Origin of the sequence: Bacteroides sp. f07 (assembly GCF_042854785.1) — a bacterium.
GTDB lineage: Bacteria > Bacteroidota > Bacteroidia > Bacteroidales > Bacteroidaceae > Bacteroides.
This window is the reverse complement of sequence record NZ_BAABXI010000001.1, coordinates 1,023,833-1,048,549: the sequence shown is the minus strand read 5'-3', so window position 1 is coordinate 1,048,549 and position 24,717 is coordinate 1,023,833. Positions and strand designations below refer to the sequence as shown.

The 24,717-nt window shown below is 43.4% G+C and carries 19 protein-coding genes; 12 read left to right on the top strand and 7 right to left on the bottom strand.

Translation table 11 applies throughout. The features are described 5' to 3' along the window. Positions 1 to 11: 11 nt before the first annotated feature. The 6 genes from metH to ACGHVY_RS04150 all read right to left on the bottom strand — a co-directional run bounded on the left by metH (position 12) and on the right by ACGHVY_RS04150 (position 6,038). Entirely contained in the window at positions 12 to 2,759 is a 2,748-nt protein-coding gene (metH, locus tag ACGHVY_RS04175) for a methionine synthase (protein WP_390597339.1), read from the bottom strand. A 13-nt stretch (positions 2,760 to 2,772) separates the two neighbouring features. Next, the gene (gene smpB, locus ACGHVY_RS04170; RefSeq protein ID WP_007754410.1) at positions 2,773 to 3,225 is read right to left on the bottom strand and encodes an SsrA-binding protein; all 453 of its coding nucleotides are present in this window, start codon (positions 3,223 to 3,225) and stop codon (positions 2,773 to 2,775) included. A gap of 9 nt (positions 3,226 to 3,234) precedes the next feature. Beyond that, positions 3,235 to 3,780: a Yip1 family protein gene (locus ACGHVY_RS04165; protein WP_390597337.1), complete on the bottom strand. Its 546-nt coding sequence runs from the start codon at positions 3,778 to 3,780 to the stop codon at positions 3,235 to 3,237. Positions 3,781 to 3,812: 32 nt separating this feature from the next. Continuing rightward, positions 3,813 to 4,607, bottom strand: a complete 795-nt coding sequence (locus tag ACGHVY_RS04160; RefSeq protein ID WP_390597335.1) for a hypothetical protein — start codon at positions 4,605 to 4,607, stop codon at positions 3,813 to 3,815. 82 nt (positions 4,608 to 4,689) lie between these two features. Beyond that, positions 4,690 to 5,190, bottom strand: coding sequence for a DMP19 family protein (locus ACGHVY_RS04155; protein WP_390597334.1), 501 nt, complete (start codon positions 5,188 to 5,190; stop codon positions 4,690 to 4,692). Positions 5,191 to 5,633: 443 nt separating this feature from the next. Continuing rightward, on the bottom strand, positions 5,634 to 6,038 hold the full coding sequence (locus tag ACGHVY_RS04150) for an HsmA family protein (RefSeq protein ID WP_308744899.1): 405 nt from the start codon (positions 6,036 to 6,038) through the stop codon (positions 5,634 to 5,636). Positions 6,039 to 6,275: 237 nt separating this feature from the next. Between ACGHVY_RS04150 and ACGHVY_RS04145 the strand changes: the two genes are divergently transcribed. The 6 genes from ACGHVY_RS04145 (at position 6,276) to ACGHVY_RS04120 (ending at position 11,945) form a co-directional block, all read left to right on the top strand. Continuing rightward, the gene (locus ACGHVY_RS04145) at positions 6,276 to 6,977 is read left to right on the top strand and encodes an iron-sulfur cluster assembly scaffold protein (RefSeq protein ID WP_007759112.1); all 702 of its coding nucleotides are present in this window, start codon (positions 6,276 to 6,278) and stop codon (positions 6,975 to 6,977) included. A 19-nt stretch (positions 6,978 to 6,996) separates the two neighbouring features. Further along, the gene (locus ACGHVY_RS04140) at positions 6,997 to 8,007 is read left to right on the top strand and encodes a GGGtGRT protein (protein ID WP_005677721.1); all 1,011 of its coding nucleotides are present in this window, start codon (positions 6,997 to 6,999) and stop codon (positions 8,005 to 8,007) included. Positions 8,008 to 9,143: 1,136 nt separating this feature from the next. Next, positions 9,144 to 9,599, top strand: coding sequence for a lipocalin family protein (locus tag ACGHVY_RS04135; protein WP_390597332.1), 456 nt, complete (start codon positions 9,144 to 9,146; stop codon positions 9,597 to 9,599). A 215-nt stretch (positions 9,600 to 9,814) separates the two neighbouring features. Next, entirely contained in the window at positions 9,815 to 10,168 is a 354-nt protein-coding gene (locus ACGHVY_RS04130) for a DUF1622 domain-containing protein (RefSeq protein ID WP_390597330.1), read from the top strand. 125 nt (positions 10,169 to 10,293) lie between these two features. Further along, a complete protein-coding gene (locus ACGHVY_RS04125) occupies positions 10,294 to 11,394 on the top strand; it encodes a helix-turn-helix domain-containing protein (RefSeq protein ID WP_390597328.1) in 1,101 nt (366 codons plus the stop codon). A 149-nt stretch (positions 11,395 to 11,543) separates the two neighbouring features. Further along, on the top strand, positions 11,544 to 11,945 hold the full coding sequence (locus tag ACGHVY_RS04120; protein WP_308744921.1) for a LytTR family DNA-binding domain-containing protein: 402 nt from the start codon (positions 11,544 to 11,546) through the stop codon (positions 11,943 to 11,945). A gap of 19 nt (positions 11,946 to 11,964) precedes the next feature. Here the strand turns inward: ACGHVY_RS04120 and ACGHVY_RS04115 are convergent, their stop codons facing one another. Then, on the bottom strand, positions 11,965 to 12,366 hold the full coding sequence (locus ACGHVY_RS04115) for an FKBP-type peptidyl-prolyl cis-trans isomerase (protein WP_308744893.1): 402 nt from the start codon (positions 12,364 to 12,366) through the stop codon (positions 11,965 to 11,967). Between the two features lie 98 nt (positions 12,367 to 12,464). On the opposite strand from ACGHVY_RS04115, the gene ACGHVY_RS04110 reads away from it, so the two are divergent. The 6 genes from ACGHVY_RS04110 (at position 12,465) to ACGHVY_RS04085 (ending at position 24,709) form a co-directional block, all read left to right on the top strand. Beyond that, positions 12,465 to 18,101: an alpha-2-macroglobulin gene (locus ACGHVY_RS04110; RefSeq protein WP_390597326.1), complete on the top strand. Its 5,637-nt coding sequence runs from the start codon at positions 12,465 to 12,467 to the stop codon at positions 18,099 to 18,101. Positions 18,102 to 18,219: 118 nt separating this feature from the next. Continuing rightward, a complete protein-coding gene (pbpC, locus tag ACGHVY_RS04105) occupies positions 18,220 to 20,559 on the top strand; it encodes a penicillin-binding protein 1C (protein WP_390597324.1) in 2,340 nt (779 codons plus the stop codon). A gap of 25 nt (positions 20,560 to 20,584) precedes the next feature. Beyond that, positions 20,585 to 21,760, top strand: a complete 1,176-nt coding sequence (locus tag ACGHVY_RS04100; RefSeq protein WP_308744890.1) for an MFS transporter — start codon at positions 20,585 to 20,587, stop codon at positions 21,758 to 21,760. Between the two features lie 47 nt (positions 21,761 to 21,807). Further along, the gene (locus ACGHVY_RS04095; RefSeq protein ID WP_308744889.1) at positions 21,808 to 22,242 is read left to right on the top strand and encodes a hypothetical protein; all 435 of its coding nucleotides are present in this window, start codon (positions 21,808 to 21,810) and stop codon (positions 22,240 to 22,242) included. Between the two features lie 122 nt (positions 22,243 to 22,364). Beyond that, complete coding sequence (locus tag ACGHVY_RS04090) at positions 22,365 to 23,237, top strand: VIT1/CCC1 transporter family protein (protein ID WP_308744888.1); 873 nt, start codon at positions 22,365 to 22,367, stop codon at positions 23,235 to 23,237. A gap of 44 nt (positions 23,238 to 23,281) precedes the next feature. Next, on the top strand, positions 23,282 to 24,709 hold the full coding sequence (locus ACGHVY_RS04085) for a Na+/H+ antiporter NhaC family protein (protein WP_308744887.1): 1,428 nt from the start codon (positions 23,282 to 23,284) through the stop codon (positions 24,707 to 24,709). Positions 24,710 to 24,717: the final 8 nt, after the last annotated feature.

Below are 24,717 nucleotides of genomic sequence, written 5' to 3'. Positions count from 1 at the left end.
GTGGTAATGTTTTAAAATAGGTTCAACTTATTTTTCTGAGCTTCCTCCAATGAAACTGTTTCACGCTTCATCAAACCGCTCTTTTCGCGAAGCGCCTCGTATTCGCTTTCCAACTCGTTCACCAGTTCGGCCTTCATCTGCGGATTCAGCAGTTTGGCGGCGACACCGGCATTCAAGGAAGCGTCTTTCAAGTGTACCACCGGAGCGTGATATACAGGAGCAATCTTCAATGCAGTGTGCATCTTTGAGGTAGTGGCTCCCCCAATCAGAAGAGGTATATCGAGTCCGGCCTTTTCCAGTTCAGCGGCCACATGGGCCATTTCTTCCAGCGAAGGAGTAATCAATCCGCTCAATCCAATCATGTCCACCTTTTCTTCGATAGCACGCCGCACGATTGTTTCCGCAGGAACCATCACCCCCAAATCGACAATATCGTAACCGTTGCAGGCCATCACTACGGCAACGATATTCTTTCCGATATCGTGCACATCCCCTTTCACTGTAGCAAGCAATATTTTTCCGGCAGAGGTTGTTGCTTCTGTTTTTTCCGATTCAATGACAGGCTGGAGGATGGCAACGGCTTTCTTCATTGTCCGGGCAGTCTTCACCACCTGCGGAAGAAACATTTTACCTGCTCCGAAAAGTTCGCCTACGTAGTTCATTCCATCCATCAACGGCCCTTCAATCACATTCACCGCTTTATCGTAAAGCGGCAGAGCTTCTGCCAAGTCCTGTTCGAGATAATCGCCAATCCCTTTCATCAAGGCATATTTCAAACGCTCCTGAACGGTTCCTTCCCTCCAAGCATCCTGTTTGGCAGCCGGCTGGCCTGCTGCTCCGCTCATGGTTGCTTTCAGAGATTCCGCCAGTTCGATAAGACGTTCTGCCGCGTCGGGACGGCGGTTCAAAACGACATCTTCTATCTTTTCGAGCACATCGGCCGGAATGTCGCTGTATAAAACGGAAGTTCCCGGATTCACGATTCCCATATCCATTCCTTGCTGAATGGCATGATAAAGGAACACGGCATGCATGGCTTCACGAATATAGTTGTTGCCACGGAAAGAGAAAGACAGGTTACTCACCCCACCGCTGATATGCGCGCCGGGAAGATTTTTCTTAATCCATCCGGTAGCTTCAATGAAGTCCACGGCATAGTTGTTATGTTCTTCGATTCCCGTAGCTACGGCAAGCACATTGGGGTCGAAGATTATATCATGGGGATTAAAATTGACTTTATCAACCAAAAGACGGTATGCGCGTTGGCATACTTCTATCTTACGGGTGGCAGTATCCGCCTGGCCTTTTTCATCAAAAGCCATGACAACGGCGGCAGCTCCGTATTGCTTGATAGTCCGGGCATGTTCGAGGAACACTTCTTCCCCCTCTTTCAAAGAAATAGAGTTGACGATTGCCTTTCCTTGCAGGCATTTCAATCCGGCAACAATCACTTCCCACTTGGAAGAGTCAATCATCACCGGGACACGGGCAATTTCCGGTTCGGACATGATAAGATTCAGGAAAGTCGTCATCTCGGTCTTGGCGTCCAGCAGTCCGTCGTCCATATTGACGTCAATCACCAAGGCTCCGTCCTCTACCTGCTGACGGGCGATGGAAAGAGCTTCATCGTATTTCTTTTCATTTATCAGACGAAGGAACTTACGCGAACCGGCTACATTACAACGCTCGCCGACATTCACAAAATTAATTTCCGGTTTCACTTCGAGCAGTTCAAGCCCGGAAAGCCACATACAGTCCGGTTTTGCAGCCGGAACGTGTGGTTTTGCACCTTTTATCAGGGCTGAATATTCGGCAATGTAGGCATCTGTCGTTCCACAGCAACCACCTATTATATTTATTAATCCTTCGTCGATATATTCTTTCACTTCGTGAGCCATATCCGCAGGTGTCTGGTCGTACTTGCCCAGACTGTTCGGTAATCCGGCATTCGGATATGCACTAATGTAATAAGGTGCGCGGGCTGCCAATTGCTCAAGGAAAGGTTTCAACTGACGGGCTCCGAACGAGCAGTTCAAGCCGACAGAGAAAATATTGGCATGTTGCACGGAAGCGAGAAATGCCTCCAAGGTTTGTCCGGACAAGGTTCGCCCGCCAATATCGGAGACAGTCACAGACAGCATGACAGGCACTTCGACACCTGTCACTCTCATTGCTTGTTCAGCGGCAAAAATAGCCGCTTTCGCATTCAGCGTATCAAATATTGTTTCAATCAAAATAGCATCTACCCCACCCTCAAGCATCGCTTCCATCTGTTGCTGATAGGCAGCAGCCAGTTCATCGTAGCTCAGAGCACGATAAGCCGGGTTGTTCACATCGGGGCTCATGGAGCAGGTTTTGTTCGTTGGCCCTACGGAACCGGCTACAAAACGGGGTTTGTCGGGATTCTTTGCTGTATATTCGTCAGCAAGCCCACAAGCCAGTTTTACGGCGGCAAGATTTATCTCACGTACATATTCTTCTACGTGATAATCGGCCATAGAGACTGTGGTTGAGCTGAATGTATTCGTTTCGATAATGTCCGCACCTGCTTCGAGATACTTACGGTGAATATCTTGAATTACATCGGGACGTGTCAGACAAAGCAAATCGTTATTCCCTTTCAGTTGTCCGGGAATATGCGCGAAACGTTCACCACGAAAATCTTCTTCTTTGAGATTGTATTGTTGAATCATTGTACCCATTGCGCCGTCCAGAATAAGGATGCGTTCGGATACGATTTGAGAGATTGTCTTCTTCATTTATCCTATCATGTCATCGTTTGAACATTCTTGCCATATCTCTACGGTCGTCTTTCTCTTTGATGGATTCTCGTTTATCATATTCTTTCTTACCTTTCGCCAAAGCGACCACCAGTTTCGCCAAACCTTTTTCATTGATAAACAAGCGTACGGGAACAATCGTAAAGCCGGGATTTTTCATTTCCCGCTGTAGTTTCTCCAATTCTTTTTTATTGAGCAACAACTTCCTCTCCCTACGTGCCGTATGATTATTGTACGAACCATAGAAGTACTCGGCGATATGCATATTCTTCACCCACAATTCGCCTTTCGCAAAATAACAAAACGTATCTACCAGGCTCGCTTTTCCCAAACGAATGGATTTGATTTCCGTACCGGTCAATACGATACCTGCTGTATAGGTATCTATCAGTTCGTAATCAAACGTAGCCCGTTTATTCTTAATATTTACAGAGGGTTGTTTCATCTTCACACATTAATTAAGTATGGCCGTCAGTTTGTTAAACACTATTTGAATCACCGTCGGACATAGTATTAACAACACAGACGACAAAAGGGTGTATTTCAATCGTTGTTTTTCTTCTACTCTCATCAGTATAGGAGCTCCTTCCCATACTACATAGACGATATAGAACTGCAGCAACCAAGCAATAATTCTAAAATCGGGTAATAGTCCGGTTACGATTTGAAGCAGGAAGGGTACAACTAGTGCATATCCCGCAAATTGTTGCGTTAACGGCATATCGCTATACAGACCAAACATTCTTGTCCCCATCTCATTAATGGCATAAGCAGCCAGAAAATAGCCACCGAACAAGGCTACAGCTACGGCACAACAGTTGGTCATAGCTATTTGGAAACTTTGCGGACCTCCCCATCCATTCGTCAGTAATGAACCGATGAATACGGACAGACCGCATAAACCAATCATAGGATAGACAAAAGCCACATATACTTTTCGCCTATCCTCTTCCATAGAAATTTCCTCCCAGGCCTTGGCCGGAGAGGAAATCAATTTCATTGCTATGTTAAATAATTCTTTGTAGTTCAATGTTATTTTACTGTATATTCCCACGGTGTGGCATCAGTAGCACCATCCAAGGTATTTTCTGATGAATTTACTTTTGCTTTTACTGTAATCTTTGTCGGATTTTGACCTGCCTTATTGCGGAATGCACTCATTGCATAATCCAAACGATATGCTTTATATGCAGAAGTATATCTATTACGAGATACATTCTCTGCTTCCCCTTCAGTATTAATTACATGATTTAAAGTAAGTACCAACTCTGTTGCACCAGATTCAATAGTCTCCTCGTCATACGTAAGAATAAAAGAATGTTTTTCAAGTTCCTTATTCTGCTCCTCAGAGCTATTTTCCACTTTCACCCAATAGACAACAGGAATAACAAGATATTGTTGGTCAAATAAGACGCCCGGTTGTGTTGAATAGTCAGATGCTAAATTAAATGCATATAATGGTGCATTAGCTTTTGATGATTCTGAAGCATTTGTAGGTCCTTCTGTGTATTTAGCATTAATCGAAACAGGAGTACTACCACCATAAAGTGTTACATAAAGAGTTTCGGAATTATCAGGCTGCTCAGCCGAATCATATTCATACCAAAAATTATAAAGTTCTCCTGTATTCAACGTTATTAATGATGCATCATTAATAACAAGCTTTTGCCCTGCAGGCGTTTGAAATGTAGTGGGATAAGTACTAGTACATTTAGCAATTGTAAATAATTGCCTGATAGTATTATCATCTCCATTCATACAAGAAGTAACCGACATACCCATCACCACAGCCATCAAAGCCACCAAGAAAAATTTCATCTGTTTCATAAACATATTTTTTAGATTTTGCAAAGATATAAATTCTAATTCACAATTAATAAATGCAGATACTTAAAAAATACTGCATCCGTTACTTTATTATTTTTGCAAAAAGTTCCAAATGGTCATCTACATAACTTGCAATCAATGCCGTAACCTGTTCTTCCATATCTAAGTAAGCCTCTTCCAACTCATCAAAAGCTTCGTATTGCTCATACATAGCCATGAATTCATCGTCCGTCCGTTCTTTCTCCAAGTCTTTCCGATTGGCATCAAATATTTTCTTTGCCTTATAGATTAACTTCGAAAACTCTTCCGCTCCCCATATACGCATCACTTTAGCAAACGGATTATCAAAGATATATCCACCGTAACCATTCTGAATCAACTGGCAGAATCCTCCTGCCATCACCTCATCACGAAATATCTGGTAAGCCAGCAAAGAATGTTGTTCTCCCGTCAACAAAGGCATCGTCTCTGCAGTCAGTTCACCGCCGATTACCTCTTTATATTTATCTGTAAACACCTGGATAAATTCATCCATTCCTTCACCCGCAGCCTTCTGTAAAGCTGATTCTACAACTTCAATCATAATCTTCTTTATAAATAATGCAGCAAAGCTACGAATTTTATTCTACATCCAGTAATAATCCCTCCATAATCTTGCCAATCTTAATTTCACTATCCGTCCTCCACTTTCTTCACACGGCCCATATCATCTCATTTACAGACGTTTCCGGTGAACAATTCATATAAAATACAATATTCACCTCTATTCACCACTTCACAAGATATGTATTTTACAATCTTACAATATAGCGAGAAGTAATATTTGCCATATTATAGAAACAGGCAGATAGTGTATATATCCCGAATAGAAAATATTTGTTCAACAATAGCCGATTCCAGTTGACCGCCTAGCCAACTCTAGTCGTCCTATTAGCCAACAATAGTCGTCTAATAGGACGACTAGAGTCAGCCGATAAAGATATTGTAAGGTGATCTATGAATATCCGTCTTCATGCAGACTGTTTATCATGCATGTAAATGCATTCCCATATATACACCTATTAAATAAGGTATAAGCCAAATACACCAGACCATAATACTAAAGCGATTGAAATGCTTCTTTGCCCCAGGCGATCCCTTTACATATGTCCATATCGCCCATGAAGCATGGACAAACATAAGAAGAATAGCAATCATACCCGTCACGGTATGAATCTCGTCGTGCAAGTGAGTTAATCCGGCAATATGCTCCATCAGGCTTGTACCGACCGCATCAGCTATCAAACCGAGAAGAAAGAATATAATATGCCAAAACTTCAGTTTCTTTTGGAGACGTTCTCCCCAAACCCCGATTGTATAAAATATAAGCGCAGACGAAATAACACAGATTGCCGCTATTAAATAATGTATGTCTATCTGATTCAGTTCCATAGTTTTTTGTTTTCCAATAAGAACAAAACAACAAATAGATAGTTCACCTACCCCCAATCTTCCGCAAATGCAATCCCGACTTTACAAACTGCGAAAAAACGTAAACTGAATTGTCACTTTTCACAAAAAAGTAATAAAAGGCGATTTGCAGAAACAAATAAATCGACTACCTTTGTGGGCGATTTAGAGAATCGTGACTACGTATTTTTAATTATATCACTAAAAAAAGAGCTAATTATGACTTATTCACACGAAGTGGAACACATGTGTGTTGTAAAGAAGGGTCCTAACCACGGACCGGCTCCCATACCCGAAGAAGGCAAATGGGTAAAATCTAAAGAAATCGTTGATATTTCTGGTTTGACACACGGTATCGGTTGGTGCGCTCCTCAGCAAGGTGCTTGTAAACTGACGCTGAACGTTAAAGAAGGTATCATTCAGGAAGCTTTGGTTGAAACTATCGGATGTTCCGGTATGACTCACTCTGCTGCTATGGCTGCTGAAATCCTTCCGGGAAAAACTATCCTTGAAGCATTGAACACTGACCTTGTTTGCGACGCTATCAACACTGCTATGCGCGAACTGTTCCTGCAAATCGTTTACGGACGTACTCAATCTGCTTTCTCTGAAGGTGGTTTGATCATCGGTGCAGGTTTGGAAGACTTGGGTAAGGGTCTGCGCAGCCAGGTAGGTACTCTTTATGGTACTTTGGCTAAAGGTCCCCGTTACCTTGAAATGGCAGAAGGTTATATCAAACAGATCTTCTTGGACAAAAACGACGAAATCTGCGGATACGAATTCGTACACATGGGTAAGTTCATGGACGAAATCAAGAAGGGTACTGATGCCAACGAAGCATTGAAGAAAGTTACAGGTACTTATGGTCGCGTAACAGCAGAACAGGGAGCAGTTAAATCTATTGATCCACGTCACGAATAATATAAGGAGGAAAGAAACTATGATTAGAGAAGTAAAATTCGAAAGCCAAGACCGTCGTATCAAAGGTATCATCGAAGCCTTGAACGCTAACGGCATCAAAGACATCGAAGAAGCTAACGCTATCTGCGAAGCTGCCGGACTTGATCCTTATAAAACGTGTGAAGAAACTCAGCCTATCTGCTTTGAAAATGCAAAATGGGCTTATGTAGTAGGTACTGCTATCGCTCTTAAGAAGAACTGCACAAACGCTGCTGAAGCTGCTGAAGCTATCGGTATCGGTCTGCAAGCATTCTGTATCCCGGGTTCTGTAGCTGACGACCGTAAGGTTGGTATCGGTCACGGTAACCTCGCTGCCATGTTGCTGCGCGAAGAAACTAAATGTTTCGCTTTCCTTGCAGGTCACGAATCTTTCGCTGCTGCCGAAGGTGCTATCAAAATCGCTGCAAAAGCAGACAAAGTACGTAAAGAACCGTTGCGTTGCATCCTGAACGGTCTTGGAAAAGACGCTGCTCAGATCATCTCCCGTATCAACGGCTTTACTTATGTTCAGACTCAATTCGATTACTTTACCGGTGAACTGAAAGTTGTTCGCGAAATCGCTTACTCTGACGGTCCTCGTGCTAAAGTAAAATGCTACGGTGCTGACGATGTTCGCGAAGGTGTTGCTATCATGTGGAAAGAAGGCGTAGACGTATCTATCACAGGTAACTCTACTAACCCGACTCGTTTCCAACATCCGGTTGCCGGTACTTACAAGAAAGAACGTGTTCTTGCCGGAAAACCATATTTCTCAGTAGCTTCAGGTGGTGGTACAGGTCGTACTCTTCACCCGGACAACATGGCTGCCGGACCTGCTTCTTATGGCATGACCGACACAATGGGACGTATGCACTCAGACGCTCAGTTCGCCGGTTCTTCATCAGTTCCTGCTCACGTAGAAATGATGGGATTCCTAGGAATTGGTAACAACCCGATGGTAGGTTGTACAGTAGCTTGTGCTGTTGACGTAGCTCAGGCTTTGTCTAAGTAATCCAGATTACTTTATATATGGGAGAGTAGGTTTATTGTTCTACTCTCCTATTTTTATTTAAAACAATAAACTTTTGGAATAGCGATTCCATTCATATACTTATTAAAAAGATACTTGAGCTTTTAGCTCTTATTCTCTGTTCTGAAAACCGCCAAATAGAAGTCCATGAGAATAAGTAACTGAAGGGTTGCGTTTTACGGGCGCGAACTATTCGTACTTATTCATGGACAGGGTGCTTGGCGGTACCTCAGAACAAAATAAGTTTCGGATGGTTCCGCCTTTTTTATTTATAGTAGTTTGTCATATTCCCGACAGATTACATAATAGTAGACAATTAAGCTACATTTATGTGATTTTTTATCCACACACAATCTAGCCCGCAAGATAAAATAAGAATAACTTTGTAAAAACAAATAAAATGCTACAACATTATAGAGAATCATCTATATAAAACAACTAAATATGGTACACATTGGTCAGCTAATTGAGTTGGAGCTTCACAGGCAAGAACGTTCTGTTACTTGGTTTGCCAATAAACTCTACTGTGATAGAACCAATGTATATAAGATATTTAAGCGTGGAAGTATAGATTCTGACCTACTTCTACGCATATCTACTATTCTAAACCACAACTTCTTTTTTTACTACTTACAGGAACTCGAAAACAACCAGAAAAAAAACACACAGCCATAGAATAAAATCAATATCTGAAGTAATCCTACTGCTGACAAATAGTCTACAAATATGTATACTATACAGCCACAACATTTTGTCAATCAGCATTAAATAAGAGCGTACCTTTGCAAAGTAAAAAGAAACTAACCAAATAATATATACACAATGAATTCACTATGTCTAATTCCAAAGCATTGAATGAAATATTCGATTTCATCTGCAAAATAAGATTCCTTCGGTCACTCATCGGGAAGATATTACGTAAAACAAAGTTTCCAAAAGTGTGAATCAGACTGAATGTATATTGGTCTACAGGAAACCAATAGATATAAAAACAGCAGGAAATAAAGAACAATGGATGTATGGCGATTCTATCTATTTTTTTCAAAGATAGAATACTTGCATCTTATCTCAAATAAAAGGTTATTAAATCGATTGTATAATTTAATTAAGAAAATGTTATGAAGAAAGTTTCATGGAAAATTGCTACTTACATGAGTGTTGTATTATTAATTTTCAGCATTTATTCTTGCGGAAATGATGACGAAGATTCAGTGGGTTCGCGTGCACAATTAGTAGGAATCTGGAATGGAGTATCTGGTATAGAACAAGAGTGGAAAGATGGAGATCTAATTCACGACGATAAAGAAGATTATGATGCTACTGTAGAGTTCAAAGAGGATGGCACTTTCATAGAGAGAGACAGAGATGGAGGAAACTCGTCAGACAATGTTACCGGAAAATGGTCATATTCCGGCAATAAGTTAACTTTAACTGATGACGAAGGAGAAGAGGATACAATAGTCTACACTGTTACCAAATTGACCAAAAACGAATTAGTCATGGAACTTCGTGAAAAAGAAAAAACAGATGGAATTGTATGGGAATATTATGCGCAATTTTCATATATAAAATAAAGCGCAGTCCATTTTAGAGTATCTCTCAGACTTACTTCAAATGTAGTAAGTACACATCTTGAGATTGATAATAATTTCAATACATATACAACAATCTAAAGACCATTTTTGCATATTGAACATTGATTATTAGTATATTCATTATCAATTCTCCTTTTGATAAAACTATTCAAGGAAGTCAGTTGTTTATATTGTATAACCCAATATTATACACAATGCTACTGACTTTCTTAAATATGCTTGCTACTATCATCAGCGTTATCAGTCTGCTGATTGTCACCTATGGAGTTTTTGTCGGCATCATTGCTTTTATGCGCAATGAGATGAAACGATTCAACGGAACATATACCATCAATAACATCCGGCAGCTCAGAGCTGATTTCGGTAGTTATCTTTTACTTGGTTTGGAGTTTTTGATTGCATCTGATATACTGAAAACTGTAGTTGATCCGACTTTAGATGAATTAGCAATCTTAGGCGGGGTAGTTGTGGTAAGAACTGTACTTTCTGTCTTTCTGAATAAAGAGATTAAAGAATTGGCAGAAAATGAGTCCTCTAAAGAAACATAATTTCTAGTGGCATAATCTCACAAAAGCCATTCTTTTTCTATTGCCTGATATGACTAAATTGATTACTTTTGTTTCATTAACCCTTTAGTGAAAAGAAAGGAAAGATTAAAAAATACATCATAAACATGGGAATACTACATTTATCAATTGAACTCACACTTGATTTGGTTGCCTTGATATCAGGAATCTTTCTTATTGTTCGCGCAAAAGATAATTATCCCAAATTGTATTGGGGAATTATAGCAGTGGGTATAGGGCTTATGTTTTCGTGGGAGAACATCGGGTGGCTGACAATCGTTACAGATACCCCCGAATACAATTTCACGGACTTACTCTGTATTGAAAAGATGCTCAAATGGTATGCTTTAGCCAATATTGTCGCACTATTTCCCATCGCTTCCTTATCTCCGGGATACCTCAACCACTTCAGGATATTCACATTTTTATTGCCGCCTATCATTACAATCACCGTAGGAATCTGTTATTTAGGATTTAATGGAATCATAACTCCTATATACTCATTGAATGAAATAATACCGAATATTAATAATACGGACGTCAAACTTAGAGTTTGTATATTCCTACTTTCCGTCATCACTCCCCTCTTTATTCTTATTTATGCGATGGTCAGCACCAAAACCTATCGCAAAATAAATAATAATATGCATTTATTTATAGGGTTTCTATTCTTGTTTTTGGGAATATACATTCTGTTTACTTTGAGTATCAATGAATTCATCTTCAATTTATTCGGCATTACGGCAATCGTTTTCACCGTCCTGTTTTCAATACTGTATTTACAATCCGAGAATCCATTCTCAGATCATATCAGCATGGTACTAAACACGGAAAAAGAAATGCCACAAATAGAAAAATCGCCTCAACCTCTCCCACTCTTCTCTAGCATTGAAACATATCTTAAAGAACAACACCCTTATATAGACCAATCTTACAACATTAAAGATTTGGCAAAATCCCTAAACGAAAAAGAGCATGACATTTCAATGGCAATCAAAAGTCAGGGATTCACTGGTTTCCGAGAATACATAAACTGTAACCGATTAGAATACTTCAGACAGTTAGCCATCGGGAACTCTGAAAAAAGCGTGAAAGAACTAATGTTCTTATGTGGTTTTAGCTCCCGGGCGACCTTTTATCGGAACTTTTCCGAAAAATATGGTGTATCACCCAGCAAGTTCATTGAAGACCAACAGATTAAACAATAGAATACCATTTAAAAAGATACCGTGATTGCTATATAAAAGTGTCTCATTTCAGGAATGAGACACTTTTTATTTTCACAATTAACGGTAATACGTTATTTTTGACTGAAAAATTAAATGCGCCCCCAAGCTATCATAGATTAGAAAATCACATGGAAAATCAAGAGTTACATACCGATCATTGCAATCACGCAATCATCGAAAAAAGACAGGAAAACATTTTTTTATATACTACTATTACCGGGAATTTACAATTGGTTCATTTTGAAGAGATCGGTTACTTCCGTTATAATTCCAAAAGTAAATTGTGGGAAGTTGTATTGTACAACAAGCACACCTTAGTGTTAAAGCGAAATACAAACTCACAAAAAATACTGGGTTTGCATCCTTATTTTCTTCAGATTAGCCAGTCCTATATTATTAATATCACTTATCTGGCTTCAATTGAAGATAACAACTGCTTATTACTTCCCCCTTTTAACAGTTCGTCGGAACTGCTGCAAGTGAGCAAATCCTTTCTGAAAAAGCTAAAAGAGAAATATCCTTGTCTTTAACCGTCCAGAAAGTCCGTCCCTATGCAACAGCCAACAGTTCCACCTCAAATATCAATGTCGAGTATGCGGGGATAGAATCAACAGCCTTAATACCGTATCCCATCGTATAAGGTATATAGATTATCCACTTATCTCCAACATGCATTTTCTGAAGTGCCACCTGCCAACCTTCAATTACATCACTAAGACGCAAGGCATCGGGACAGGTACGTTCATAAGAATTATCAAATACCCGCCCGTCAATCAGGCTTCCCTTATAATGCACGGTAACAATACTCCGTGGTTCCGGAGAGACAGTTCCTTCACCAGTCTCCAAAACCTTATAATAGATACCACACGGCAACGCAAAAACACCTTCCTGAGAAGACAGTCTTTTCAGAAATCGCCGGTTGGCCTCTTTATATTCTTTCTTTTTTCCCATACACAATTTTATTAGAGCGTACAAAAATAATTAGAATTAAAAAGAATCTACCATAAAAACCGTATATTTGTTTGCTAAATTATAAAGAACTCTTCACTATGAGACAAATTAAAACTAGATGTAGTAGCATTGCTACCAAATTATTCTTCCTTATAATAATGATTATGGGTCTTTTCGGATGCACACGCAATCAAAAAGATATTATTCCTTCTGCAGAATATGCGCCATACGTCAATGCGTATACAGGCGGAGTCATCTCACAAGGTTCAACCATACGCATCGAACTGACGCATGACCAGCCAATGGTGGACATGAACAATGAACTGAAAGATAATCCGTTCAGTTTCTCACCTTCATTAAAAGGAAAAGCCTATTGGGTCAGCAACAATACCATAGAGTTTGTACCGGAAGAAGGTACACTAAAACCGGGGGCATTCTATGAAGGAACTTTCCAACTCGGGGATTTTATTGAAGTAGATAAAAAGCTGAAGGAGTTCAATTTTTCATTCCGGGTGCAGGAACGCAACTTTACTATCCACACAGAACCTATAACAATTACAGCCACTCAACCCGATGAAGCAAGTATAAAAGGAGAAATACGTTTCAGTGACGTGGTGAAGAAAGAAGAGGTAGAGAAGATGTTGACTGCCGGCAATGGAAAAAGCAAAGATTATCCGGTAGAGATTACTTCGACCAACAACCCTAGCCGTTATGAGTTCAATATCAACCGGATTCCACGAGAGACGAAAGATTATCAACTAGAGATAAAGGCAGATGGAACGCCTGTACAAATCGACCATACACAAAGCGAAGAAATTCTGATTCCGGCAAAAGACAGTTTCCGCTTTCTAACCGCCGAACGCATTGACCAACCGGAGAATGGGATTGAAGTCGTATTCTCCACCCCCGTATCCAATACCCAGGATCTGAAAGGACTGATTGAGATACCGGAAATATCTTCCTCTATCACTCAAATCAAGGACAACAAAGTATTTATCTATTTCGAAGCAAACAAGATAAATAAGTTGACTTTAAATATTCACGAAGGGGTAAAAAGCAGCCAGGATCGGACTTTAGGAACTTCACATTCTATCTCGTTCAGTGAGCAGAACCTGAAGCCGCAAGTCGAAATGTCTACTTCGGCAGCCATCCTCCCCGATTCGAAAAGCCTGATTATTCCGTTCCGGGCTGTCAACCTGTATGCGGTGGATTTGAATGTGATCCGCATTTTCGAGAATAATGTATTGATGTTCATGCAGAATAATTCGCTGGCTTCCGCCAATGAATTGCGCCGTTCGGGACGATTGGTTTATAAGAAGACCTTGTGGTTGGGTAAAGATTCGTCAAAAGACATTCATCGCTGGGAAGATTACTCGATAGACCTTGCCGGACTGATTCATCAGGAACCGGGCGCTATCTACCGGGTTATCTTATCCTTCCGACAAGAATATTCAGCATATCCTTGCGGTGGAAACGATAGTCAGGAAATGAAGTTTGCCGACAGTGCTTCCGATGGTTTGACAAAAGTAAGCGGAAGCGTTTTGTCTGAAGAAGATGAAGCCATGTGGGATGTTCCCGAAGCTTATTATTACTATTACGGTGCCACAATGGACTGGAGCTTGTACCGATGGACGGAACGGGATAATCCTTGCCATCCATCCTACTATATGGAGTCGACCCGGACGGCCTCCTGCAATGTTTTTGCTTCCAACCTGGGAATGATTGTGAAGAAAAACTCCCTGAATAATTTATGGGTTGCAGTCAACAATATTTTAGATACAAAACCCGTCGGCAAGGCACAGGTCACCGTTTATAACTTCCAACTGCAAGTAATAGGCAAAGGAGAAACAAACGGGGAAGGTCTGGTAGAAATCGCCCCGAAAGGCGTACCTTTTATTGTCGTTGCGGAATCAGATAAGCAAAAAGCCTATGTACGTGTGGTAGACGGTGAAGAGCAATCCGTCAGCCGGTTCGATGTAGGCGGAAAGGATATTCAGAAAGGTCTGAAAGGATTTATATATGGCGAAAGAGGCGTATGGCGACCGGGAGATACGTTGCACATATCCTTTATCCTAGAAGACCGTGAGAAAAGAATACCGGACAAGCATCCGGTAGCACTGGAGATTTACAATCCGAAAGGACAATTCTATACCAAGATGATTTCGACGCAAGGCATGAATGGTTTCTACACTTTTGACGTCCCGACTCAGCCCGATGTTCCTACCGGTCTTTGGAATGCTTACGTAAAAGTGGGCGGAACAACCTTCCATAAAGGATTGCGCATCGAGACAATAAAGCCCAACCGGCTCAAAATAACGCTGGCACTACCCAAGGTGCTTCAAGCGACAGACAAAGAGTTTCATGCCCCGCTCACTTCCGCGTGGCTGACAGGGGCAACCGCGTCACGCTTGAAAGCGAAAGTAGAAATGTCACTGTCCAGAGTAAACACACAGTTCAAGAATTACGGGCAATATCTCTTCAATAATCCGGCAACGGACTTTACAACCATCAAGACGGATGTATTCGATGGCGTGCTCGATGCGGAAGGAAGAGCAGGCGTCACCCTGAAACTTCCGGCAGCGACAAATGCGCCGGGTATGCTGAACGCATCTTTCACTACACGCGTATTCGAACCGGGCGGAGACGCAAGCATCTATACGCAAAGTGTCCCGTTCTCACCATTCACATCGTATGTGGGCATCAACTTGAATCAACCTCAGGGAAAATATATTGAGACGGACAAAGACCATGTATTTGATGTCGTTACGGTGACCCCCGAGGGAAAACCGGTAAGCCGCTCAAATCTGGAATACAAGATATACCGTATCAGTTGGAGCTGGTGGTGGGAAAACAGCGATGAATCTTTCAGTTCATATGTAAACAGCAGTTCTATCACTCCGGTAGCCAGCGGCAACTTGCAGACTAACGGCGGAAAGGCTTCCTTCAAATTCCGTGTCGACTATCCGAGTTGGGGACGCTACCTGGTATATGTAAAAGACAAAGAAAGCGGTCATGCCACCGGTGGTACTATCTATGTAGACTGGCCGGACTGGAGAGGACGTTCAAGCAAATCGGATCCCAGCGGTATCAAAATGCTTGCTTTCTCACTGAACAAAGATTCTTATGAAATAGGCGAAACGGCTACTGCCATTATTCCCGCTGCTGCCGGCGGACGTGCTTTGGTATCCATCGAAAACGGTTCGACAGTGCTCAAACAAGAATGGATAGAAGTATCCAACCAGGGAGATACCAAATACAACTTCAAGATTATGCCGGAAATGGCACCGAACGTATACCTGCACATCAGCCTCTTACAGCCTCATGCGCAGACGGTTAATGATTTGCCAATCCGTATGTACGGAGTTGTTCCGGTATTCGTGACTAACAGTCAAACGATATTGCAACCGCAGATACAGATGCCGGAAGTATTGCGGCCGGAAACGGATTTCAATGTCACAGTCAGTGAGAAGAGCGGGAAACCGATGACGTATACATTGGCTATCGTAGATGACGGCTTGCTGGATCTTACGAACTTCAAGACTCCCGACCCCTGGAACGACTTCTATTCACGTGAAGCACTCGGTATCCGGACATGGGATATGTATGATAATGTATTAGGAGCTTCCGCCGGAAGTTACAGTTCGCTTTTCAGCACGGGTGGAGACGCTTCATTGAAACCTGCCGACGCAAAGGCGAACCGTTTCAAACCGGTAGTTAAATTCATCGGGCCTTTCTATCTGGGAAAAGGCAAGCATCAGACACATACGCTGAAGTTGCCGATGTATGTAGGCTCAGTGCGCGCCATGGTAGTGGCAGGACAGGATGGGGCTTACGGCAATGCGGAAAAGACAGCTTATGTACGGACACCGTTAATGCTGTTGTCCACTTTGCCGCGTGTACTTAGCATCCAAGAGGAAATTACTGTTCCGGTGAACATCTTTGCCATGGAAAACCAAGTGAAGAATGTAACCGTATCTATCCAAGCCACCGGTGGCGGGGTTCAGATTGTCGGTTCTCCGCAACAGTCGCTGACTTTCAACCAACCGGGCGACCAGCTTACTTTCTTTACGCTAAAGACCGGCAACAAAAAAGGAAAAGCAACCATCCATCTTACAGCAAGCGGTGGCGGACAACAGACAAAAGAAACTGTCGAAATAGAAGTACGAAATCCAAACCCGGTTGTGACATTACGCAACAGCCAATGGGTAGAAGCCGGACAAAGCGGTGAGCTGTCATACAGCCTTGCCGGTTCTTCCGACAATAATCATATCCAACTGGAAGTTTCCCGTATCCCGTCGGTAGACATCAGCCGCCGGTTCGACTTCTTGTATAATTACGAGCATCACTGTACGGAACAGTTGACTTCCAAAGCCCTGCCACTCTTATTCGTCTCCCAATTCAAGGCGGTAGACGAACAGGAAGCGGAGAAAATAAAGACAAATGTACAAGAAGCCATCCGGCAGATTTATGCCCGCCAGCTTCCTAACGGCGGATTTATCTATTGGCCGGGAAATGCCGTCGCAGATGAATGGATTAGCTCGTATACGGGAATGTTCCTGACATTGGCACAAGAAAAGGGATATGCTGTCAACTCCAACGTATTAAGCAAGTGGAAACGCTTCCAACGCGCAGCAGCTCAGAACTGGCGGATGCCACAAGATGCAAGCAGTTGGCAGCAATGGCAGGCGGAACTGATGCAGGCTTTCCGCCTATATACGTTGGCATTGGCAGGCGCACCGGAATACGGAGCAATGAACAGAATGAAAGAACAGCAAGGTATGTCCATCCAAGCCAAATGGAGACTGGCAGCCGCTTATGCCTTGACGGGAAAGATGAAACCTGCCGAGGAGCTGGTGTACAACGCTGAGACTACTGTCATCCCTTATTCTTCTATGAACTTTATTTATGGTTCGTCCGACCGGGACGAAGCGATGATTCTGGAAACATTGCTTCTGATGAACCGCGAACGGGATGCGCTTCAACAAGCGAAGAAAGTATCAGAGAATTTATCGCAGGAGAACTGGTTCAGCACCCAATCTACTGCATTCGCCCTGATGGCAATGGGACGGTTGGCAGAAAAACTGTCAGGCACATTGGATTTCACATGGACATGGAACGGCAAACAACAGCCTGCGGTGAAATCTGCGAAAGCAGTGTTTGAGAAAGCAATCTCCACTTCCCCGAAATCCGGTACAATCTCTGTAAAGAACCAGGGTAAGGGAGCACTGGGTGTAGATGTTATCACGCGCACACAATTGCTGAATGATACACTGCCTGCTATCTCGGATAATATCCGGATGGATATAAAATATACAGATATGAACGCTAATCTTATATCAGTAGATGATATTAAGCAGGGAACCGATTTCATCGCTCTTGCTGTCATATCCAATGTCAGCGGCACTTCGGATTACACCAATCTGGCACTGACTCACATCATACCTTCCGGCTGGGAGATATATAATGAACGGATGCTGGTTACCGATACGGAAAATCCTAACAGTGAAACAAGTACTCCAAGAAATTCTATCAGCAGATATTCTTATCAGGATATCCGCGATGACCGTGTACTGACTTACTTCAATTTGCGTCGTGGCGAAACGAAAATGTTTACAATCAGACTGCAAGCGACTTATGCAGGCAACTTCATTCTTCCGGCTGTTCAATGCGAAGCCATGTATGATGCAACCGTACAGGCACGAAGCAAGGCAGGAAGAACAACGGTGAGCCAGTAAATTTCAGGCACGGACTATACGATTTCACGGTTCTACCCGTTAACTAAAACCGCGAAATCCGTATAATCCGTGCCTGATCATTCATCACAAATATATGTGCCCTTACTTTTGCCATTCAATGATTTCTATCTATAAATTCTTCAAACGACTATCTGTCTTCAAGAAAGTAATGACAATAAGCATTACTCTTTTGCTAATTGGATATATCTTTTGTCTGCCCCGGCAATTGTTTCATGTCCCTTATTCTACAGTCGTCACCGACCGTAACGAAGAATTATTAGGAGCACGCATCGCCTCCGACGGACAATGGCGCTTTCCCCCACGCGAGACAACACCGGAGAAGATCAAACAATGTCTCATTACGTTCGAGGATAAACATTTCTATCATCATTGGGGTGTCAACCCACTATCCATCGGAAGAGCCATCTACCAGAACACCAGGCACAAACGTATTGTGAGTGGTGGAAGTACGCTGACGATGCAAACCATCCGGCTTGCCCGAAACGAATCAAGAACTTTCGGCGAGAAAGTAATCGAAATGATTTGGGCTACCCGGCTGGAATTCCGGGCTTCTAAAGAGGAAATCTTATCCATGTATGTATCTCATGCGCCTTTCGGAGGAAATGTAGTAGGACTGGATGCAGCAGCCTGGCGGTATTTCGGTCATTCGGCGGAAGACCTGTCATGGGCAGAATCGGCCATGCTTGCCGTGCTCCCCAATGCTCCCGCCATGATTCATCTGTCCAAAGGACGGCAAATGCTTCTCTCAAAACGAAACCGGTTATTAAAACAACTTCTTGAAAAGAAAATCATAGATTCATCTACCTACGAACTGGCTGTCACCGAGCCTCTTCCCGATGAGCCGCATCCTCTTCCACAGACAGCCCCCCATTTGGTCAGCCGTTTTTATAAAGAACGAAACGGGCAATATACCCGTTCTACCATCGACCGGGGGATTCAGACTCATATAGAAGACCTGGCTGAACGATGGAGCAATGAGTTCAACCGGAGCGATATTCGTAATCTAGCCATTCTGGTGATTGACATACCTGCCAATCAAGTGGCAGCCTACTGCGGAAACGTACATTTCGACCGGAAACAGGGCGGCAACCAAGTCGATGTGATTCAAGCCCCTCGGAGTACAGGGAGTATCTTAAAACCTTTTCTATATTATGCCATGCTGCAGGAAGGTTCGCTGCTGCCGGATATGCTATTGCCGGATATACCTATTAATATAAACGGCTATACTCCTCAAAATTTCAGCATGCAATATGAAGGGGCTGTCCCGGCTTCGGAAGCGCTTGCCCGCTCTCTGAATATTCCTGCTGTGACAATGTTACAAAAATATGGAGTGCCCAAGTTTCACAACTTCCTGCAACAGACCGGGTTTAGAACTATCACCCGTCCCTCGTCTCATTATGGATTATCTTTGATTCTAGGGGGAGCGGAAGCTACTTTATGGGACGTGACAAACGCCTACGCCCAAATGGGACGGGCCCTCACCCCCAACCTGAGTCCGGAACTCACCAAAGAAAAAGAAGCCGGAATTATCATAAAGGAAGAAGAAAACAAGACTGTTCAGCATGAATATATTTGGGACAAAGGCGCCGTGTGGCAAACGTTCAACGCTTTGAAGGAAGTAAACCGTCCCGAAGAAATCGACTGGAAATCAATCCCGTCCATGCAGACCATTGCCTGGAAAACAGGAACCAGTTACGGATTCCGGGATGCCTGGGCAGTCGGCGTCACCCCCCGTTATGCGGTCGGTGTATGGGTAGGAAATGCAACCGGTGAGGGAAAACCCGGACTGGTCGGCGCACAAACGGCAGGCCCAGTATTATTCGATATATTCAGTTATCTTCCTGCTTCACCCTGGTTTGAACGACCGACCGATGTCTTTGTGGACGCGGAAGTGTGCCGCCAATCAGGACATCTGAAAGGCCGTTTCTGCGAAGAAACGGACACTGTCCTTATCCTCCCTGCCGGACTGCGCACGGATGCCTGTCCGTACCATCACCTTATCACACTGGCTGCCGATGAGAAACACCGTGTCTATGAGAGCTGCGCCAACACAGAACCTACCTTACAAAAATCATGGTTCACCCTCCCACCCGTATGGGAATGGTATTATAAGCAACACCACCCGGAATACAACCCTCTCCCACCCTTTAAGGCAGGTTGCGGGGAAGATACTTTCCAGCCCATGCAATTCATTTACCCTCCCATGAACGCGCACATTAAGTTACCGAAACAACTGGACGGCAGCAAAGGGTTCCTGACCGTCGAATTAGCACATACCAATCCCAATGCGAACGTATTCTGGCATCTCGATGATACCTATCTGATGCAAACGCAGGATTTCCATAAGATTTCCCTGCAACCCGCTCCCGGAAAACATTCCTTGACAGCAGTGGATGGAGAAGGCAACACAGTTTCCACTACTTTCTTCATTGAGTGAGCATCAATTTTACTATCTTTGCGCCATGAAACAGCCATTAAAAGAAAACGGAGGACTACCGGCGTCTATCCTCTGGACACTTGCTATTGTGGCGGGTATCTCGGTAGCCAATATCTATTACGTCCAACCTCTGCTGAATATGATACGCCATGAACTTGGCATATCAGAGTTCCGAACCAACCTCATCGCCATGGTGACGCAGATAGGTTATGCAGCCGGATTGTTGTTTATCACTCCTTTGGGCGATTTATACCAGCGCAAGAAAATCATCCTTGCCAACTTCCTCGTCCTGATATTCTCCCTGCTGACGATTGCCCTGGCACATAATATCCACGTGATACTTGTCGCTTCATTCCTTACAGGAGCCTGTTCCATGATTCCGCAGATATTCATCCCCATGGCAGCCCAGTTTTCGCGCCCGGAACATAAAGGCAGAAATGTAGGGATTGTCTTATCGGGACTGCTGACCGGTATCCTGGCTTCGCGCGTTGTCAGCGGATTTGTAGGCGAACTGTTCGGATGGCGGGAAATGTACTACATTGCCGCCGGCATGATGTTTGTCTGTGCGATTGTCGTACTTAAAGTCCTTCCCACCATTCAGACCAACTTCCGGGGAAAATACAGCGACCTGATGAAATCCCTGCTGGCTTTAGTGAAAGAGTTCCCGCAACTGCGCATTTACTCTATCCGGGCAGCGCTGAACTTCGGCTCCCTTCTCGCCATGTGGTCTTGCCTGGCTTTTAAAATGGGACAAGCACCCTTCTTCGCCAATAGCGACGTTATCGGTATGCTGGGACTTTGCGGAGTAGCCGGGGCACTGACCGCCTCTTTTGTGGGAAGATATGTAAAACGGGTGGGTGTGCGCCGTTTCAACTTCATCGGCTGCGGATTGATTCTCTTGTCCTGGCTACTGTTTTTCGCCGGCGAGAACACCTACATCGGAATTATCGCCGGTATTATCATCATTGATATAGGAATGCAGTGTATCCAGCTCAGTAACCAGACGAGTATCTTCGAACTGAATCCCCGCGCTTCGAACCGCATCAATACTATTTTCATGACTACCTACTTTATCGGCGGCTCCACAGGAACGTTCCTTGCGGGTAGCTTTTGGCAGTTGTATGGCTGGCACGGTGTTATCGGTGTCGGGGTCGCTTTAACGAGTATTTCCTTATTAATTACGCTTTTCTATAAGAAATGAGTCAACAAAATGAACGGTCAAACCGTTTATTACAAAAAATAGAGCCAATGAAGTACGGAGTTAACAAAGAAATCTTACTGATCACCGCCGGTACTATCTGGATTATTGCCGGTGCCAATATCTTACGAATTGGAATTGTGACCTGGCTGAACAGCTCTCAGGAGTGGATGTTCAAGATTGGAGAAGCGACCGTTGTTTTCTTACTATTCTTTGTATTGATTTTCAGAAGACTTTATTATAAACATACCCGGCGGATAGAGCAAAAGAAAGAAACCCGCAACTGCCCCTTCTCTTTCTTTGATGTAAAAAGCTGGATAATCATGATATTCATGATTTCTTTGGGAATCACTATCCGAAGTTTCCGCCTGTTGCCCGACAGTTTCATCTCCGTCTTTTATACGGGGCTGTCCATAGCATTGATTCTCACCGGAATACTCTTTATACGTTATTGGTGGCTAAAGCGTAAGACGATTCTCGACTAACGCCTGCATCTGCCTATATTCCAATAAAATATAAACTTATAATAAATTTTATTGCCTGGTCTCACAATGCTAAAGATTTCGAGCATTTTGTACTATCTTTGCAAACTAAAATAAGAACAGGAATGAATTTAGCTCAACAAGACATTAATAAATTCATCCGTTTCCAACGGAATGAAATCACAGAAAGTATTCTATACGAGCGGCTCGCCCTTATAGAAAAAAACACAAACAACAGCAAAACACTCAGGCTCATTGCCGCGGAAGAGAAGTCACACTATAACATTCTCAAGAAATATACCGGAAAAGATGTCACTCCCGACTATAAACGCATTGCCCGTTTCTATCTTCTGGCACGTACGTTAGGGCTTACTTTCGCTATCAAGCTGATGGAATCCAGCGAAGAGAACGCTCACAGCAATTATGACAGATATGTCAATATACCCGATTTGCAACGTCTTGCCCGGGAAGAAGAAGTGCACGAGCAGAAACTCATCGCACTCATCAATGAAGAACGATTGGAATATATGGGTTCGGTCGTATTGGGACTGAATGACGCATTAGTGGAGTTTACCGGTGCACTGGCAGGATTTACACTGGCGCTGAACGACAGCAAGCTAATCGCCCTTACCGGCAGTATTACGGGAATTGCCGCCGCATTATCAATGGCTTCATCCGAGTACCTTTCGACCAAGTCGGAAGGAGACGACAAGAAACATCCTATAAAAGCAGCCGTCTACACGGGCATTGCCTATCTGATTACCGTAGTGTCACTGGTCGCTCCGTTTATCCTTATCAGTAACGTAATCGTAGCCCTGGCAGTAATGCTAAGTATGGCACTTGTCATTATCGCCCTCTTCAATTACTATTACTCCGTAGCCCGCGGAGAAAGTTTCCGTAAGCGATTCACGGAAATGGCCGTACTCAGTTTCAGTGTAGCAGGTATCAGCTTCCTGATCGGATACGCCCTAAAAACATTTACCGGCATTGATGCCTGATAATAAAATGTCTTAATAAAAGAGAAAGTACCAGAGAACTTAATATGAAAAAAGCCCCTTCTCCTATTGTATCGCTGATACCGATTACCGTGCTCGTATTACTGTTGTTTGCCACTATCCGCACTTTCGGCAGTGACGCCCTAAGTGGCGGAAGCCAGGTATCATTGCTTTCCACTACTGCCGTATGTATCCTTATCGGAATGGCATTCTACAAAATCCCCTGGAAAGATTATGAGATTGCCATAACCAACAATGTGGCAGGAGTGACGACAGCTATCATTATTCTACTCATTATCGGCGCACTAAGCGGTATCTGGATGATTAGCGGCATAGTGCCTACACTGATTTATTATGGGATGCAGATTATCCACCCGAGTTTCTTCCTTGCATCCACCTGTATCATCTGCGTACTGATTTCCGTGATGACCGGAAGTTCGTGGACTACGATTGCCACCATCGGCATCGCATTAATGGGCATCGGGAAAGCACAAGGATTCGAGGAAGGATGGATTGCAGGTGCCATCATCTCCGGCGCATATTTCGGCGACAAGGTTTCACCTTTATCGGAAACGACTATATTGGCAGCCTCCGTCACGGATACTCCCCTTTTCCGCCATATCCGCTATATGATGATAACGACAGTTCCTTCTATCATCATCACGCTTATTATTTTCACCATAGCAGGATTTTCACATGACGCAAGCAATACGCAGCACATCACGGAAGTGGCCGCCGCATTGAACGAGAAGTTCCATATCACGCCGTGGCTTCTGATAGTCCCTGTGGCAACAGGAATATTGATTGCAAAGAAAGTCCCTTCTATCATCACGCTGTTCCTGTCAACCTTACTAGCCGGCATCTTTGCTTTAATCTTCCAACCGGATTTGCTGCAGGAGGTTTCGGGAATGACCGCTTCCGGTTTCGATTCGCTGTTCAAGGGATTGATGATGACCATCTACGGAAGTACAAGCCTGCACACGGATAATGCCGTTCTGACAGATTTAATCGCCACACGCGGTATGTCCGGAATGATGAATACAATCTGGCTGATTCTATGTGCCATGTGTTTTGGCGGGGCGATGACAGCCAGTGGCATGCTGGGCAGTATCACTTCTATCTTTGTCCGCTTCATGAAGAAAACAGTCAGTGTGGTCAGTGCAACGGTTTGCTCCGGCCTGTTCCTTAATGTGGCAACTGCCGACCAATATATCAGCATCATTTTGACCGGTAATATGTTTCGGGATATTTATGCTAAAAAAGGATACGAAAGCTGCCTGCTGAGCCGGACTACGGAAGATTCAGTAACCGTTACATCTGTGCTGATTCCCTGGAATACCTGCGGAATGACTCAGGCCACGATTCTTAGCGTACCTACACTGGTGTACCTTCCCTATTGTTTTTTCAACATTATCAGCCCTTTAATGAGTATTGCCGTCGCAGCTATCGGATATAAAATTGCACGACGTTCGTGAACAATCCG

Excerpts from the sequence above, each read along its gene's own strand:
- metH (WP_390597339.1), bottom strand. The coding sequence starts at position 2,759 with ATGAAGAAGACAATCTCTCAAATCGTATCCGAACGCATCCTTATTCTG.
- smpB (WP_007754410.1), bottom strand. The coding sequence starts at position 3,225 with ATGAAACAACCCTCTGTAAATATTAAGAATAAACGGGCTACGTTTGAT.
- ACGHVY_RS04165 (WP_390597337.1), bottom strand. The coding sequence starts at position 3,780 with ATGAAATTGATTTCCTCTCCGGCCAAGGCCTGGGAGGAAATTTCTATG.
- ACGHVY_RS04160 (WP_390597335.1), bottom strand. The coding sequence starts at position 4,607 with ATGAAACAGATGAAATTTTTCTTGGTGGCTTTGATGGCTGTGGTGATG.
- ACGHVY_RS04155 (WP_390597334.1), bottom strand. The coding sequence starts at position 5,190 with ATGATTGAAGTTGTAGAATCAGCTTTACAGAAGGCTGCGGGTGAAGGA.
- ACGHVY_RS04150 (WP_308744899.1), bottom strand. The coding sequence starts at position 6,038 with ATGGAACTGAATCAGATAGACATACATTATTTAATAGCGGCAATCTGT.
- ACGHVY_RS04145 (WP_007759112.1), top strand. The coding sequence starts at position 6,276 with ATGACTTATTCACACGAAGTGGAACACATGTGTGTTGTAAAGAAGGGT.
- ACGHVY_RS04140 (WP_005677721.1), top strand. The coding sequence starts at position 6,997 with ATGATTAGAGAAGTAAAATTCGAAAGCCAAGACCGTCGTATCAAAGGT.
- ACGHVY_RS04135 (WP_390597332.1), top strand. The coding sequence starts at position 9,144 with ATGAAGAAAGTTTCATGGAAAATTGCTACTTACATGAGTGTTGTATTA.
- ACGHVY_RS04130 (WP_390597330.1), top strand. The coding sequence starts at position 9,815 with ATGCTACTGACTTTCTTAAATATGCTTGCTACTATCATCAGCGTTATC.
- ACGHVY_RS04125 (WP_390597328.1), top strand. The coding sequence starts at position 10,294 with ATGGGAATACTACATTTATCAATTGAACTCACACTTGATTTGGTTGCC.
- ACGHVY_RS04120 (WP_308744921.1), top strand. The coding sequence starts at position 11,544 with ATGGAAAATCAAGAGTTACATACCGATCATTGCAATCACGCAATCATC.
- ACGHVY_RS04115 (WP_308744893.1), bottom strand. The coding sequence starts at position 12,366 with ATGGGAAAAAAGAAAGAATATAAAGAGGCCAACCGGCGATTTCTGAAA.
- ACGHVY_RS04110 (WP_390597326.1), top strand. The coding sequence starts at position 12,465 with ATGAGACAAATTAAAACTAGATGTAGTAGCATTGCTACCAAATTATTC.
- pbpC (WP_390597324.1), top strand. The coding sequence starts at position 18,220 with ATGATTTCTATCTATAAATTCTTCAAACGACTATCTGTCTTCAAGAAA.
- ACGHVY_RS04100 (WP_308744890.1), top strand. The coding sequence starts at position 20,585 with ATGAAACAGCCATTAAAAGAAAACGGAGGACTACCGGCGTCTATCCTC.
- ACGHVY_RS04095 (WP_308744889.1), top strand. The coding sequence starts at position 21,808 with ATGAAGTACGGAGTTAACAAAGAAATCTTACTGATCACCGCCGGTACT.
- ACGHVY_RS04090 (WP_308744888.1), top strand. The coding sequence starts at position 22,365 with ATGAATTTAGCTCAACAAGACATTAATAAATTCATCCGTTTCCAACGG.
- ACGHVY_RS04085 (WP_308744887.1), top strand. The coding sequence starts at position 23,282 with ATGAAAAAAGCCCCTTCTCCTATTGTATCGCTGATACCGATTACCGTG.